Annotated in this window: 17 protein-coding genes; all 17 read right to left on the reverse strand. The window is 66.3% G+C overall.

What is annotated here, in order from left to right:
• Nucleotides 1–50: 50 nt before the first annotated feature.
• The 17 genes from rpsQ to ACZ4U4_RS11425 all read right to left on the reverse strand — a co-directional run bounded on the left by rpsQ (nt 51) and on the right by ACZ4U4_RS11425 (nt 15,154).
• Nucleotides 51–332, reverse strand: coding sequence for a 30S ribosomal protein S17 (gene rpsQ, locus ACZ4U4_RS11345; RefSeq protein ID WP_030283447.1), 282 nt, complete (start codon nt 330–332; stop codon nt 51–53).
• Entirely contained in the window at nt 332–556 is a 225-nt protein-coding gene (gene rpmC / locus ACZ4U4_RS11350) for a 50S ribosomal protein L29 (RefSeq protein ID WP_030283449.1), read from the reverse strand. Before rpmC ends, rpsQ begins: the two co-directional genes overlap by 1 nt.
• Nucleotides 556–975: a 50S ribosomal protein L16 gene (rplP, locus tag ACZ4U4_RS11355; RefSeq protein ID WP_004571829.1), complete on the reverse strand. Its 420-nt coding sequence runs from the start codon at nt 973–975 to the stop codon at nt 556–558. Before rplP ends, rpmC begins: the two co-directional genes overlap by 1 nt.
• A 5-nt stretch (nt 976–980) precedes the next feature.
• Nucleotides 981–1,805: a 30S ribosomal protein S3 gene (gene rpsC / locus ACZ4U4_RS11360; RefSeq protein ID WP_399089215.1), complete on the reverse strand. Its 825-nt coding sequence runs from the start codon at nt 1,803–1,805 to the stop codon at nt 981–983.
• Complete coding sequence (gene rplV / locus ACZ4U4_RS11365) at nt 1,805–2,152, reverse strand: 50S ribosomal protein L22 (RefSeq protein WP_019329637.1); 348 nt, start codon at nt 2,150–2,152, stop codon at nt 1,805–1,807. The genes rpsC and rplV overlap by 1 nt, the downstream gene beginning before the upstream one ends.
• A 43-nt stretch (nt 2,153–2,195) precedes the next feature.
• Nucleotides 2,196–2,477: a 30S ribosomal protein S19 gene (rpsS, locus tag ACZ4U4_RS11370; RefSeq protein WP_014054167.1), complete on the reverse strand. Its 282-nt coding sequence runs from the start codon at nt 2,475–2,477 to the stop codon at nt 2,196–2,198.
• A gap of 12 nt (nt 2,478–2,489) precedes the next feature.
• Entirely contained in the window at nt 2,490–3,326 is an 837-nt protein-coding gene (gene rplB / locus ACZ4U4_RS11375; protein WP_030283452.1) for a 50S ribosomal protein L2, read from the reverse strand.
• Nucleotides 3,327–3,366: 40 nt separating this feature from the next.
• Nucleotides 3,367–3,690 (reverse strand): 50S ribosomal protein L23, encoded by a 324-nt coding sequence (gene rplW, locus ACZ4U4_RS11380; RefSeq protein WP_030283453.1) that lies wholly within the window; start codon nt 3,688–3,690, stop codon nt 3,367–3,369.
• Nucleotides 3,690–4,337, reverse strand: coding sequence for a 50S ribosomal protein L4 (rplD, locus tag ACZ4U4_RS11385; RefSeq protein WP_345088329.1), 648 nt, complete (start codon nt 4,335–4,337; stop codon nt 3,690–3,692). The genes rplW and rplD overlap by 1 nt, the downstream gene beginning before the upstream one ends.
• A gap of 8 nt (nt 4,338–4,345) precedes the next feature.
• Nucleotides 4,346–4,990 carry a 50S ribosomal protein L3 gene (rplC, locus tag ACZ4U4_RS11390; protein WP_030283457.1) on the reverse strand — a complete coding sequence of 215 codons (645 nt, stop codon included), beginning with the start codon at nt 4,988–4,990 and terminating at the stop codon, nt 4,346–4,348.
• Between the two features lie 14 nt (nt 4,991–5,004).
• Nucleotides 5,005–5,313: a 30S ribosomal protein S10 gene (rpsJ, locus tag ACZ4U4_RS11395; RefSeq protein ID WP_003948644.1), complete on the reverse strand. Its 309-nt coding sequence runs from the start codon at nt 5,311–5,313 to the stop codon at nt 5,005–5,007.
• 543 nt (nt 5,314–5,856) lie between these two features.
• The gene (gene tuf / locus ACZ4U4_RS11400; RefSeq protein ID WP_393683619.1) at nt 5,857–7,050 is read right to left on the reverse strand and encodes an elongation factor Tu; all 1,194 of its coding nucleotides are present in this window, start codon (nt 7,048–7,050) and stop codon (nt 5,857–5,859) included.
• A gap of 149 nt (nt 7,051–7,199) precedes the next feature.
• Nucleotides 7,200–9,320 (reverse strand): elongation factor G, encoded by a 2,121-nt coding sequence (gene fusA / locus ACZ4U4_RS11405; protein WP_467871731.1) that lies wholly within the window; start codon nt 9,318–9,320, stop codon nt 7,200–7,202.
• Nucleotides 9,321–9,359: 39 nt separating this feature from the next.
• Complete coding sequence (rpsG, locus tag ACZ4U4_RS11410; RefSeq protein WP_004571813.1) at nt 9,360–9,830, reverse strand: 30S ribosomal protein S7; 471 nt, start codon at nt 9,828–9,830, stop codon at nt 9,360–9,362.
• A 2-nt stretch (nt 9,831–9,832) separates the two neighbouring features.
• Nucleotides 9,833–10,204: a 30S ribosomal protein S12 gene (gene rpsL, locus ACZ4U4_RS11415; protein WP_003948652.1), complete on the reverse strand. Its 372-nt coding sequence runs from the start codon at nt 10,202–10,204 to the stop codon at nt 9,833–9,835.
• Nucleotides 10,205–10,558: 354 nt separating this feature from the next.
• Nucleotides 10,559–11,038 (reverse strand): DUF1707 and DUF4190 domain-containing protein, encoded by a 480-nt coding sequence (locus tag ACZ4U4_RS11420; RefSeq protein ID WP_467871735.1) that lies wholly within the window; start codon nt 11,036–11,038, stop codon nt 10,559–10,561.
• Nucleotides 11,039–11,254: 216 nt separating this feature from the next.
• Nucleotides 11,255–15,154, reverse strand: a complete 3,900-nt coding sequence (locus ACZ4U4_RS11425; RefSeq protein WP_467872111.1) for a DNA-directed RNA polymerase subunit beta' — start codon at nt 15,152–15,154, stop codon at nt 11,255–11,257.
• Nucleotides 15,155–15,268: the final 114 nt, after the last annotated feature.

Raw genomic sequence — 15,268 nt, forward strand, 5'->3', positions numbered from 1 at the left:
GAGGGGGAACCCTCAGGCGGTATTACGTGGCGTTCCCTTACGGGAACTGCCTACTTGGCCTTCTCGAGGATCTCGACGATGCGCCAGCGCTTCGAGGCGGACAGCGGCCGGGTCTCCATGAGGAGGACGCGGTCGCCGACACCCGCGGCGTTCTGCTCGTCGTGCGCCTTGAGCTTGTTGGTACGGCGGATGACCTTGCCGTACAGCGCGTGCTTGACGCGGTCCTCGACGGCGACGACGACGGTCTTGTCCATCTTGTCGCTGACGACGAGACCCTCACGGGTCTTGCGGAAGCCGCGGTCGTTCGTCTCAGTCACATTCTTCTCGCTCATCAGGCGCTCTCCACCGTCTCGATGCCCAGCTCACGCTCACGCATCAGGGTGTAGATCCGGGCGATGTCCTTACGGACGGACTTGAGCCGACCGTGGTTCTCAAGCTGTCCGGTCGCCGCCTGGAAGCGGAGGTTGAACAGCTCCTCCTTGGCCTCACGAAGCTTGGCAACGAGGTCCTCGTTGTTCAGCTCGCGCAGCTCGGTCGCCTTGGTACCGGCCGCCATCACGACTCACCTGCCTCGCGCCGCACGATGCGGCACTTCATCGGAAGCTTGTGGGCGGCGCGGGTCAGCGCCTCCTTGGCAACCTTTTCGTTCGGGAAGGACAGCTCGAACATCACCCGACCGGGCTTGACGTTCGCGACCCACCACTCCGGAGAACCCTTACCGGAACCCATGCGGGTCTCGGCCGGCTTCTTCGTGAGCGGGCGGTCCGGGTAAATGTTGATCCAGACCTTGCCGCCACGCTTGATGTGACGGGTCATGGCGATACGAGCCGACTCGATCTGACGGTTCGTCACGTACGCCGGGGTGACGGCCTGGATGCCGTACTCACCGAAGGCCAGCTCGGTGCCACCCTTGGCCATGCCGTTGCGCTTCGGGTGGTGCTGCTTGCGGTGCTTGACCCTGCGAGGGATCAGCATGTCGGTCAGGCCTCCGTTCCGGGGGTCTCCGCCGGAGCAGCGGCAGCGGCCTCGGCCTTGGGGGCCTCGGCAGCGGCGTTCTGCTGCTGCGGCTTGCGGCCGCGGCCGCCACGCTCGCCACCGCGGCGCGGGCGGTCGTTGCCGCCACCACGCGCCGGGCGGTTACCCGCACGGGCGGCAGCGTTCTCCGCACGAACCTCGGCGATGTTCTTGACGTCGCCCTTGTAGATCCAGACCTTCACGCCGATGCGGCCGAAGGTGGTCTTGGCCTCGAAGAAGCCGTAGTCGACGTTGGCCCGGAGGGTGTGCAGGGGCACACGGCCCTCGCGGTAGAACTCCGAGCGGGACATCTCGGCGCCGCCGAGACGGCCACCGCACTGGATCTTGATGCCCTTGGCGCCGGCCTTCATCGTCGACTGCATGCTCTTACGCATGGCGCGACGGAAGGAGACGCGGGAGGACAGCTGCTCGGCGACGGCCTGGGCCACGAGCTGAGCATCGGTCTCGGGGTTCTTGACCTCGAGGATGTTCAGCTGGACCTGCTTGCCGGTCAGCTTCTCCAGTTCGCCGCGGATGCGGTCGGCCTCGGCGCCACGGCGGCCGATGACGATGCCCGGACGAGCGGTGTGGATGTCAACGCGGACGCGCTCACGGGTGCGCTCGATCTCCACCTTGGAGATACCGGCGCGCTCCATGCCCTTCGTCATCATGCGACGAATGGCGACGTCTTCCTTGACGTAGTCCTTGTACAGCTTGTCGGCGTACCAGCGGGACTTGAAGTCCGTCGTGACGCCGAGCCGGAACCCGTGCGGGTTTACCTTCTGGCCCATTACCGGGTTCCTTCCTTGCTGCTGACGACCACGGTGATGTGGCTGGTCCGCTTGCGGATCCGGTAGGCGCGGCCCTGGGCACGCGGACGGAACCGCTTCAGGGTCGGGCCTTCGTCGACGTATGCCTCGGAGATGTAGAGGCTGTCGGCGTCGGTGTGGTCGTAGTTGTGCGCGGCGTTGGCAATGGCGCTGTCCAGCACCTTGCCCACCGGCACGCTCGCGGCCTGCGGGGCGAAACGCAGGACCGCCTGAGCCTCCGTGGCATCCATGCCACGGATAAGGTCCACCACGCGGCGGGCCTTCATGGGCGTGACGCGGATGTACCGCGCCTGGGCCCTGGCTTCCATGGTTGTCCCTTCGGTGTCAGTCATAGTCTTCGCACTCCGCCGATCAACGACGCCGCGACTTGCGGTCGTCCTTCTCGTGGCCGCGGAAGGTGCGGGTCGGCGCAAACTCGCCGAGCTTGTGGCCAACCATCGACTCGGTGACGAACACCGGGACGTGCTTGCGGCCGTCGTGCACCGCGATCGTGTGGCCGAGCATGGCCGGGACGATCATGGAGCGGCGGGACCAGGTCTTGATGACGTTCTTGGTGCCGGCTTCGTTCTGAACATCCACCTTCTTGGAGAGGTGGTCGTCGACGAAGGGCCCCTTCTTGAGACTACGCGGCATCTAAACCCGCTCCTAGCGCTTCTTGTTCGTCTTGCGGCGGCGGACGATGTACTTGTTCGAAGCCTTCTTCGGCGAACGCGTACGACCCTCCTTCTGACCCCACGGCGAGACCGGGTGGCGACCACCGGAGGTCTTGCCCTCACCACCACCGTGCGGGTGGTCGACGGGGTTCATCACGACACCACGCACGGTCGGGCGGACGCCCTTCCAGCGCATACGGCCGGCCTTGCCCCAGTTGATGTTCGACTGCTCGGCGTTGCCGACCTCGCCGACGGTGGCGCGGCAGCGGACGTCGACCAGGCGGATCTCACCGGACGGCATACGCAGGTGGGCCATCGAGCCCTCCCGCGCCAGCAGCTGCACGGAGGCACCGGCCGAGCGGGCGAACTTCGCACCGCCGCCCGGACGCAGCTCGATCGCGTGGATCGTCGTACCCACGGGGATGTGGCGCAGCGGCAGGTTGTTGCCGGGCTTGATGTCGGCGCCGGGGCCGTTCTCAATCCGGTCACCCTGGCTCAGGCCACGGGGCGCGATGATGTAGCGCTTCTCGCCGTCTGCGTAGTGCAGCAGCGCGATGCGCGCGGTGCGGTTGGGGTCGTACTCGATGTGCGCGACCTTGGCCGGCACGCCGTCCTTGTCGTGACGACGGAAGTCGATCACTCGGTAGGCGCGCTTGTGGCCACCGCCCTGGTGGCGAACGGTCACACGACCGGCGTTGTTACGGCCGCCCTTGCTGTGCAGCGGGCGGACCAGCGACTTCTCCGGCGTGGACCGCGTGATCTCGACAAAGTCGGCGACGCTGGAGCCACGACGGCCCGGGGTCGTCGGCTTGTACTTGCGGATACCCATTTCTCAGTCCTCGTCCGATTCCGGACGATCCAGACCGCCCTTAGGCGGTCGGACCGCCGAAGATGTCGATACGGTCGCCCTCGGCGAGGGTCACGATGGCGCGCTTGGTGTCGGCACGCTTGCCGAAACCGGTGCGGGTGCGCTTGCGCTTGCCCTGGCGGTTGATCGTGTTGACCCCGGAGACCTTGACCGAGAAGACCGCCTCGACGGCCTGCTTGATCTGGGTCTTGTTGGCACGCGGGTCGACGATGAACGTGTACTTGTTCTCGTCCAGCAGCGCGTAGCTCTTCTCGGAGACCACCGGCTTGACAAGAATGTCGCGCGGGTCCGAGAAGGTCTTGCTGGTGACGACGGCCTCAGTCATCAGGCGTCGCTCCCTTCGGTCTCAGCGTTCCGGCCGGACACGAAGGACTCCAGGGCGGCCGTGGTGAAGACCACGTCGTCGGAGACGAGCACGTCGTACGTGTTCAGCTGGCCCGGCTCCAGGATGTGCACCTGGGGCAGGTTGCGGGCGGACAGCCACGCGGCCTCGTCGGAGCGCTCGGCGACCAGGAGCAGGTTCTTCCGCTCGCTGACCTTGCCGAGGAGACCCTTGGCGGCCTTGGTGGAGATCGCGCCGTCGACCACGCCGGAGACGACGTGGATACGGCTGTTGCGCGCCCGGTCGGTGAGGGCACCGCGCAGGGCGGCGGCCTTCATCTTCTTGGGCGTGCGCTGCGAGTAGTCGCGCGGCACGGGACCGTGCACGACGCCACCGCCGGCGAACTGCGGCGCACGGGTCGAACCCTGGCGCGCGCGGCCGGTGCCCTTCTGGCGGTACGGCTTCTTGCCACCGCCGCGGACCTCGCCGCGAGTCTTGGTCTTGTGCGTGCCCTGACGGGCAGCGGCCAGCTGTGCGACAACGACCTGGTGGATCAGCGGAACGCTGACCTTCGCGTCGAAGATCTCCGCGGGGAGCTCGACGGTCCCGGCCTTGTCGCCTGCCGGCGAAAGGATGTCAATGGTGCTCATCGGTTACCTCAGGCCCCCTTGGCCGCGGTACGGACCAGGACGAGGCCGCCGTTCGGACCAGGAACTGCGCCCTTGATGAGCAGCAGACCCTTCTCCGCGTCAACGGCATGGACGGTCAGGTTCTGGGTGGTGACCCGCTCGTTGCCCATACGACCGGCCATCCGCATGCCCTTGAACACGCGGCCCGGGGTGGCGCAGCCACCGATGGAGCCCGGCTTACGGTGCACGCGGTGGGCACCGTGGGAAGCCTTGCCGCCGTGGAAGCCGTGACGCTTCATGACGCCGGCGAAGCCCTTGCCCTTGCTCTTGCCGGTCACGTCCACCTTGACGCCGGACTCGAAGGTCTCAGCGGTCAGCTCCTGGCCGAGGGTGTACTCACCGGCGTCGGTGGTACGGACCTCGACGAGGTGACGGCGGGGGGTGACGTCGGCCTTCGCGAAGTGGCCCTTGAGGGGCTTGTTCACCTTGCGCGGGTCGATCTCGCCGAAGGCGATCTGGACGGAGTCGTAGCCGTCCTGGTCATTGGTGCGCACCTGGGTAACGACACAGGGGCCGGCCTTCACCACGGTCACCGGGACAACACGGTTGTTGTCGTCCCAGACCTGGGTCATGCCGAGCTTCTCGCCCAGGATGCCCTTGATCTGCTTAGCCATCTCTTCCGCGCCTCTCAGAGCTTGATCTCGATGTCAACGCCGGCCGGAAGGTCCAGGCGCATCAGCGAGTCAACGGTCTTGGGCGTCGGGTCGAGGATGTCGATCAGGCGCTTGTGCGTGCGCATCTCGAAGTGCTCGCGCGAGTCCTTGTACTTGTGCGGCGACTTGATGACGCAGTACACGTTCTTCTCAGTGGGCAGCGGCACCGGGCCCGCGACCGACGCACCAGTGCGGGTCACCGTCTCGACGATCTTCTTCGCCGAGCTGTCGATGACCTCGTGGTCGTAGGCCTTGAGCCGGATGCGGATCTTCTGTCCCGCCATGGCTACTTCGTAGTCCTGTCTCTCGTAACGCTCTGGGACTCGGTGCGTACGCGTCCCGCCCCCGACCCACGCGGTCGGGCGTGTCGCACTCCCACCGGAGAAATTTCCGTACGGAAATCCTTCGAGAAGGAGACGTGGGGGCGGAACACCCACCGAGCGCCTGGCTGAGGCACCCCGCTGACGCTTCCCGGAAGATTCCCGTACTTCCGCCTCTGATAAGAGACGACGAATACCTAGGACTCGCTTCCGGTCCCCCCGGCGGGAGGCGCGCAGCATCGGCACTCAACCGAGCAACCTGGACAGTGTGCCATACGGCCGAGGGCCGAGGCCAATCGAGCCTTAGAGGCTATCCCACCCGGAGATCACTTACACATGTCGCCGCGCGAGCGGCGCGTCATCCGGCCGCCACCCCGGACTCCGGCTCCCACTGCCCGACCCGATTCCGGGCAGCGGAAAGCGCCCGCACGACCGAAGTCGTACGGGCGCTTCCGTGAGCCGAGGCTCGAATGCTCGCAGGAGCTACCGGGTTACCCCGATCAACACTTACTTGTTGATCTTGGTGACCTGGCCGGCGCCGACGGTCCGGCCACCCTCACGGATGGCGAACTTCAGGCCCTCCTCCATGGCGACGGGCTGGATGAGCTCGACGCTCATCTCGGTGTTGTCGCCCGGCATGACCATCTCGGTGCCCTCGGGGAGGGTCACGACGCCGGTCACGTCCGTGGTACGGAAGTAGAACTGCGGGCGGTAGTTGTTGAAGAACGGGGTGTGGCGGCCACCCTCGTCCTTCGACAGGATGTACGCCTGCGCCTCGAAGGAGGTGTGCGGCGTGACCGAGCCCGGCTTGATGATGACCTGGCCGCGCTCGACGTCCTCGCGCTTGATGCCGCGGAGCAGCAGACCGACGTTCTCACCGGCCTGGCCCTCGTCGAGCAGCTTGCGGAACATCTCGATGCCGGTGACCGTGGTGGTGGTCTTGTCCTGCTTGATGCCGATGATGTCGACGGTCTCGTTGACCTTGAGGACACCACGCTCGATACGACCGGTGACAACGGTGCCACGGCCGGTGATGGTGAAGACGTCCTCGATCGGCATCAGGAACGGCTTGTCGACGTCACGGTCCGGGGCGGGGATCGCCTCGTCGACGGCCTTCATCAGGTCCACGACGGACTTGCCCCACTCGGCGTCGCCCTCGAGCGCCTTCAGCGCCGAGACCTTGACGACCGGGACGTCGTCGCCCGGGAACTCGTACTCGGAGAGGAGCTCACGGACCTCGAGCTCGACGAGCTCCAGGATCTCCTCGTCGTCCACCATGTCGGCCTTGTTCAGGGCGACAACGATGTAGGGAACGCCGACCTGGCGGGCCAGGAGCACGTGCTCCTTGGTCTGCGGCATCGGGCCGTCGGTGGCGGCAACCACGAGGATGGCGCCGTCCATCTGCGCCGCACCCGTGATCATGTTCTTGATGTAGTCCGCGTGACCGGGGCAGTCGACGTGGGCGTAGTGACGGTTCTCCGTCTGGTACTCGACGTGCGCGATCGAGATCGTGATACCGCGCTGACGCTCCTCGGGAGCCTTGTCGATCTGGTCGAAGGCCGAGGCCTCGTTCAGGTCGGGGTACTCGTCGTGCAGCACCTTGGTAATGGCGGCCGTGAGGGTCGTCTTACCGTGGTCAATGTGACCGATGGTGCCGATGTTGACGTGCGGCTTAGTCCGCTCGAACTTCGCCTTCGCCACTGGGTCCTCCTGAAGTGGTTCTGTACGCCTTACTCATCGGCGCCAGGTGATCTTTGCTGGGATGCCGACCGCCGGGGCAATCCTCACGGATTGCGGGGATTGCCCCCGGCAGACGGTGTCAAGCCTAAAGCGTGTTCCGGCTAACGGAGCTACTCGCCCTTGGCCTTCGCGATGATCTCCTCGGCGACGTTCCGGGGAACCTCGGCGTAGGAGTCGAACTGCATCGAGTAGCTTGCGCGACCCGAGGTCTTGCTGCGGAGGTCTCCGACGTAGCCGAACATCTCCGAAAGCGGAACCAGGCCCGTGACGAGCTTGGCGCCGTGGCGGTCCTCCATGGACTGGATCTGACCGCGACGCGAGTTGATGTCGCCGATGACGTCACCCATGTAGTCCTCGGGCGTCGTCACCTCGACCTTCATCATCGGCTCCAGCAGGGCCGGGCTGGCCTTGCGGGCGGCCTCCTTGAAGGCCATCGAACCGGCGATCTTGAACGCCATCTCGGACGAGTCCACGTCGTGGAAGGCACCGTCGAGAAGGGTGACCTTGACGCCGGTCAGCGGGTAGCCGGCGAGAACGCCGAACTCCATGGCCTCCTGGCAGCCCGCGTCCACGGACGGGATGTACTCCCGCGGGATGCGGCCACCGGTGACCTTGTTCTCGAACTCGTAGCCGTCGCCGTCGAGCGGCTCGATGGCGATCTGGACCTTCGCGAACTGACCGGAACCACCGGTCTGCTTCTTGTGCGTGTAGTCCAGACGCTCCACCGGCTTGCGCAGCGTCTCGCGGTACGCGACCTGCGGCTTGCCGACGTTGGCCTCGACGCGGAACTCACGCTTCATACGGTCGACCAGCACGTCGAGGTGCAGCTCGCCCATACCCGCGATGATGGTCTGGCCGGTCTCCTCGTCGGTGTGCACCTGGAACGAGGGGTCTTCCTCGGCGAGACGCTGGATGGCGACACCCAGCTTCTCCTGGTCGCCCTTGGACTTGGGCTCGATGGCGACCTGGATGACCGGGGCCGGGAACTCCATCGACTCCAGGATCACGGGGCTGCCCGCGTCGCAGAGGGTCTCACCGGTGGTGGTCTGCTTCAGACCCATGACGGCGACGATGTCACCGGCACCCACCGACTCGATCTCCTCACGCTTGTTCGCGTGCATCCGGTAGATCTTGCCGATGCGTTCCTTCTTGCCCTTCACCGAGTTCTGCACCTGCGAGCCGGCCACAAGGCGGCCCGAGTACACACGGATGAAGGTGAGCTTGCCCAGGTGCGGGTCGCTGGCGATCTTGAACGCCAGCGCCGCGAGCGGCTCGTCCTCGGAGGGCTTGCGGGCGACGACCGTCTCCGGGTCGTTGACCGCGTGGCCCTCGATGGCCTCGACGTCGAGCGGCGACGGCAGGTAACGGACCACGGCGTCGAGCAGGGGCTGGACGCCCTTGTTCTTGAACGCGGTACCGCAGAACACCGGGGTGACGGTGGTGTTCTCGGCCTTGCCGGCGGCGATCGTGATGCGACGGATCGCGGCGTACAGCTGCTCCTCGGTGGGCTCCTCGCCCTCCAGGAACAGCTCCATGACCTCTTCGTCGTTCTCCGCGACGGCCTCGATGAGCTTGCCGCGGTACTCCTCGGCGAGCTCCAGCTTGTCGGCGGGGATGTCGAGGACGTCGTACATCTCGCCCTTGGCCGCCTCGGCCGAGTAGACCAGGGCCTTCATGCGGACCAGGTCGATGACGCCCTGGAAGTCGGCCTCGGCACCGATCGGCAGCTGCATCACGATCGGCACCGCGCCCAGGCGGTTCACGATCATGTCGACGCAGCGCAGGAAGTCGGCGCCGGTGCGGTCGAGCTTGTTGACGAAGCAGATACGCGGAACGCCGTAGCGGTCCGCCTGACGCCAAACGGTCTCGGACTGGGGCTCAACGCCGGCCACACCGTCGAACACGGTCACAGCACCGTCGAGAACACGCAGGGAGCGCTCCACCTCGACGGTGAAGTCGACGTGACCCGGGGTGTCGATGATGTTGATCGTGTGGTCGACGTTTTCGAGCGGCCAGTGACAGGTGGTGGCAGCGGAGGTGATGGTGATACCACGCTCCTGCTCCTGCTCCATCCAGTCCATCGTGGCAGCGCCGTCGTGGACCTCACCGATCTTGTACGAGACACCGGTGTAGAACAGGATCCGCTCGGTGGTGGTCGTCTTGCCCGCGTCGATGTGGGCCATGATGCCGATGTTGCGCACCTTGGCCAGGTCAAGCGAAGTGGTAGCCATATCGGCTCAGTCTTCTCTCGGTCTCGATGGGGGTTGCGACTACCAGCGGTAGTGCGCGAAGGCCTTGTTGGACTCGGCCATCTTGTGCGTGTCCTCACGCTTCTTGACCGAAGCGCCGAGGCCGTTGGAGGCGTCGAGCAGTTCGTTCATGAGGCGCTCGGTCATGGTCTTCTCGCGACGGGCGCGGGAGTAGCCCACGAGCCAGCGGAGCGAGAGGGTGGCGGCGCGGCCGGGCTTGACCTCGACCGGGACCTGGTAGGTCGCGCCACCGACGCGGCGGGACTTGACCTCAAGGGTCGGCTTGATGTTCTCGAGCGCGCGCTTGAGCGTGATGACCGGGTCGTTACCGGTCTTCTCGCGCAGACCCTCCATGGCGCCGTAAACGATGCGCTCGGCGGTGGAGCGCTTGCCGTTCAGCAGAACCTTGTTGATGAGGGAGGTCACCAGAGGAGAGCCGTAGACCGGGTCGATGATGACCGGGCGCTTCGGGGCGGGGCCCTTACGAGGCATTCTTACTTCTCCTTCTTGGCGCCGTAGCGGCTGCGAGCCTGCTTGCGGTTCTTGACGCCCTGCGTGTCGAGGGAGCCGCGGATGATCTTGTACCGAACACCCGGCAGGTCCTTCACACGGCCACCGCGCACGAGCACGATCGAGTGCTCCTGCAGGTTGTGGCCCTCACCCGGAATGTAAGCGGTGACCTCGATCCCGCTGGTCAGACGCACACGCGCGACCTTACGCAGGGCCGAGTTCGGCTTCTTCGGGGTGGTCGTGAACACACGCGTGCAGACGCCACGGCGCTGGGGCGAACCCTCCAGTGCGGGCGTCTTGTTCTTCTCGACCTTGTCCTGCCGGCCCTTACGGACCAGCTGCTGGATCGTAGGCACTACTTCTCCGGTTTCTGTGTGCCGATCACGGTAAAGCTAACCTGGAACACGCTCCGACCCACGAGGTCGGGTGTGTCGAACACTGCAGCACTCTCCGCGAGGCGGAAAACGGGCGCAGATTGCGGCGCGGCCGGTAGTGGCTCGCCATACGGTTGAAGACACGCATGGCAGCCAGGGCACACCCCAGGCACAAGGTCTGAGCGTACCTACCTCACCGACTCCGGTCAAAACAAATGCCCCGCGGCCGACACGCCGGGCGCAACCGGACGGAGTGCTCACAGACTGTCACCCGGACGGCCGAACGGAGGTCACCCGCGCGTCACCCGGGCGCTTCGCACGGACCACCACGATGGATCAACGGCGGAAGACGACCGCCACCATCATCATCAGGACGAAGAGCGCCCAGCCGCCGATCCCCAGCCAGCCCAGGACCACCCCGGCCAGCGCCTGGCCCTCACCGCGCTCACCGGTGCGGCGGATCTCCCCGCGCGCCTTGTGGCCCAGGATCACCGCGGGGATCGCGGTCACCCCCCACGTCACCGGCATCAGGATGCCGCAGACCAGCGCGGCGGTGGCGGAGCTGTTGGTCTGCTGCGGCATCGGCATCGGCGCGGCCGGCATGAACGTCGCCGGGACCGGACGCGGCTCGAACTGCGACTGCGCCACCGGACCGGTCGGCAGATCCGCCACCAGCATCTGCAGCTCGGCATGGGTCTGCGCCTGATACGCCCGGCCGATCCGCTGCTCGTACTCCCCCTGCGCGAGCCGCCCCTCGGCGAACCCGGCCTTCAGCACGTCGACCGTACGCTCACGGTCGGCGTGCGAGGCGCGCATCGCCGGTGTCTGATGCGGCTGAGCGGGTTGCCCACCCTGCCAGGGCTGGAATGCCACGCGATCCTCCCCCGCTCGACAGTTGTTCCCCATCTTCTCATCACAGACGCAGCAATGGGAGCGCGAGTTCCGTGCCCCGCGGCGTATCCGTCAACAACGCCGCAGGGCGGCCACCCCTTACGGGATGACCGCCCTGACGGCGTCGTGCGAACCGGACCCTTACTGGTTGTACGGGCCGTAGTCGTAGTCCTCCAGCGGGACCGCCTGGCCGGAGCCGGTGCCGAAGGGCGAGTAGTCGATGTCGTCGTAACCGACGGCCGAGTACATCGCGGCCTTGGCCTCCTCGGTGGGCTCCACCCGGATGTTGCGGTAGCGGGACAGGCCCGTACCGGCCGGGATGAGCTTACCGATGATGACGTTCTCCTTGAGGCCGATGAGGCTGTCGGACTTGGCGTTGATCGCCGCATCCGTCAGGACTCGGGTCGTCTCCTGGAAGGAGGCGGCCGACAGCCAGGACTCCGTCGCCAGCGAGGCCTTGGTGATACCCATCAGCTGCGGACGGCCGGAGGCCGGGTGGCCACCCTCCGCCACGACGCGACGGTTCTCGCCCTCGAACTTCGAGCGCTCCACCAGCTCGCCCGGCAGCAGCTCCGCGTCGCCGGACTCGATGATCGTCACGCGGCGCAGCATCTGCCGGATGATGATCTCGATGTGCTTGTCGTGGATCGCCACGCCCTGGCTGTTGTAGACCTTCTGGACCTCGCCGACGAGGTGGACCTGGACGGCACGCTGGCCGAGGATCCGCAGCACGTCGTGCGGGTTGATGGCACCCAGGGTCAGCGGCTGGCCGACCTCGACGTGGTCGCCCTCGCCCACCAGCAGACGGGCACGCTTGGAGACGCCGTACGCCGTCTCGTCGCTGCCGTCGTCCGGGGTGACGACAACCTTCTTGGTCTTCTCGGTCTCCTCGATACGGACGCGGCCGGCCGCCTCCGAGATCGGGGCGACGCCCTTGGGCGTACGGGCCTCGAAGAGCTCGACGACTCGCGGCAGACCCAGGGTGATGTCGTCACCGGCCACACCACCGGTGTGGAAGGTACGCATCGTCAGCTGGGTGCCGGGCTCACCGATGGACTGGGCGGCGATGATGCCGACCGCCTCACCGATGTCGACCAGCTTGCCGGTGGCCAGCGAACGGCCGTAGCAGTAGGCGCAGGTGCCGACCGCCGACTCACAGGTCAGGACCGAGCGGGTCTTGACCTCCTCGACGCCGTGCGCGACCAGCTGGTCGATGAGCACGTCGCCGAGGTCGACGTTGGCGGAGGCGATGACCTTGCCGTCGACGACGACGTCCTCGGCCAGCATCCGGGCGTAGACGCTCGACTCGACGTCGTCCGTCTTGCGCAGAGAGCCGTCGGCGCTGCGGGTCGCGATCTTCAGCTTGAGGCCGCGCTCGGTGCCGCAGTCCTCCTCGCGGATGATCACGTCCTGCGAGACGTCCACCAGACGACGGGTCAGGTAACCCGAGTCGGCGGTACGCAGGGCGGTGTCCGCCAGACCCTTACGGGCACCGTGCGTGGAGATGAAGTACTCCAGCACGGAGAGGCCCTCGCGGAACGATGCCTTGATCGGACGCGGGATGGTCTCGTTCTTCGCGTTCGACACCAGACCACGCATACCGGCGATCTGCCGCATCTGCATCATGTTTCCTCGGGCACCCGAGTCAACCATCATGAAGATGGGGTTCGTCTTGGGGAAGTTCTCGTTCATCGCCTCGGCGACCTCGTTGGTCGCCTTGGTCCAGATGTTGATCAGTTCCTGAGTGCGCTCGTCCTTGGTGATCAGACCGCGCTCGTACTGCTTCTGGACCTTCTCGTCCTGGGCCTCGTAGCCCGCGACGATGCCCTTCTTGGCCTCCGGGACGACGATGTCCGAGACGGCGACGGTGACGCCGGAACGGGTCGCCCAGTGGAAACCGGCCGCCTTCAGGTTGTCGAGCGTCGCCGCCACGATGACCTTGGGGTAGCGCTCGGCGAGGTCGTTGACGATCGCGGAGAGCTGCTTCTTGCCCACCGAGTAGTCGACGAACGGGTAGTCCTCGGGCAGCAGCTCGTTGAAGAGCGCACGACCCAGGGTCGTCCGCAGACGGAACGAGTCACCCTGCTGCCACTCCGGCTCGCCCTCTTCGGCGACCGGCGGGACGAAGCCCCGCGGCGGGATCGTGCCGATCGGGAAGCGGATGTCGACCTTCGCCTGGAGCGACAGCTCCTTGGCGTCGAACGCCATGATCGCCTCGGCGACCGAACCGAACGCGCGGCCCTCACCGATGACCTTGCGCTCCTCCTCGTCGGTGGTGAGGAAGAACAGACCCAGCACCATGTCCTGGGTCGGCATGGTGACCGGACGGCCGTCGGCCGGCTTGAGAATGTTGTTCGAGGACAGCATCAGGATGCGGGCCTCGGCCTGCGCCTCCGCGGAGAGCGGCAGGTGGACGGCCATCTGGTCACCGTCGAAGTCCGCGTTGAACGCGGTGCAGACGAGCGGGTGAATCTGAATGGCCTTGCCCTCGACCAGCTGCGGCTCGAAGGCCTGGATGCCGAGGCGGTGCAGGGTGGGCGCACGGTTCAGCAGCACCGGGTGCTCGGCGATGACCTCTTCGAGGACGTCGTACACGACCGTGCGGCCGCGCTCGACCATCCGCTTCGCCGACTTGATGTTCTGCGCGTGGTTCAGGTCGACCAGGCGCTTCATCACGAACGGCTTGAAGAGCTCCAGCGCCATGGCCTTCGGCAGACCGCACTGGTGCAGCTTGAGCTGCGGGCCGACGACGATGACGGAACGCGCCGAGTAGTCGACCCGCTTACCGAGCAGGTTCTGACGGAAGCGGCCCTGCTTGCCCTTGAGCATGTCGGACAGCGACTTCAGCGGACGGTTGCCGGGGCCCGTGACCGGGCGACCACGACGGCCGTTGTCGAAGAGCGCGTCGACGGCCTCCTGGAGCATGCGCTTCTCGTTGTTCACGATGATCTCGGGCGCGCCGAGGTCGAGAAGCCGCTTCAGGCGGTTGTTGCGGTTGATCACGCGGCGGTACAGGTCGTTCAGGTCGGAGGTCGCGAAGCGGCCACCGTCCAGCTGCACCATCGGACGCAGGTCCGGCGGGATGACCGGGATGCAGTCCAGCACCATGCCCTTGGGGCTGTTGCGGGTCTGCAGGAAGGCGGAGACGACCTTGAGGCGCTTGAGCGCACGGGTCTTCTTCTGGCCCTTACCGGTACGGATGATCTCGCGGAGGCGCTCGGCCTCCTCGTCGAGGTCGAAGGTCTCCAGGCGCTTCTGCAGCGAGGCGGCGCCCATGGACCCGTCGAAGTACGTGCCGAAGCGGTCACGCAGCTCGCGGTAGAGCAGCTCGTCGCCCTCCAGGTCCTGGACCTTGAGGTTCTTGAAGCGGTTCCAGACCTCGTCGAGACGGTCGATCTCGCGCTGCGCACGGTCGCGCAGCTGCTTCATCTCGCGCTCGGCACCCTCGCGCACCTTGCGGCGCACATCGGCCTTGGCGCCCTCGGCCTCCAGCTCGGCCAGGTCGGTCTCGAGCTTCTTGGCGCGGGCCTCCAGGTCGGAGTCGCGGCGCTGCTCGATCTGCTGACGCTCGACGGAGACGTGCGCCTCCAGCGAGGGCAGGTCGCGCGTACGGCGCTCCTCGTCCACCCAGGTGATCATGTAGGCGGCGAAGTAGATGACCTTCTCCAGGTCCTTCGGCGCGAGGTCCAGCAGGTAGCCCAGCCGGCTCGGCACGCCCTTGAAGTACCAGATGTGGGTCACGGGAGCGGCCAGCTCGATGTGGCCCATCCGCTCACGACGCACCTTGGCGCGAGTGACCTCGACGCCGCAGCGCTCGCAGATGATGCCCTTGAAGCGGACGCGCTTGTACTTACCGCAGTAGCACTCCCAGTCCCGGGTCGGACCGAAGATCTTCTCGCAGAAGAGTCCGTCCTTTTCGGGCTTGAGGGTGCGGTAGTTGATGGTCTCCGGCTTCTTGACCTCACCGTGCGACCACTGACGGATGTCGTCAGCGGTGGCGAGGCCGATCCGCAGCTCGTCGAAGAAGTTGACGTCGAGCACTGTCGTCAATCCCACCTTCGGGGGTTGCCCCGACAATTGTTGCTGTCAGGGACGAGTCTCAATCTTGGTCTGACGGGGTCCGGGGTTGGCCGGGGCCTCGCAGGGAGGCCCCGG

Source organism: Streptomyces sp. NPDC029159, assembly GCF_055564055.1.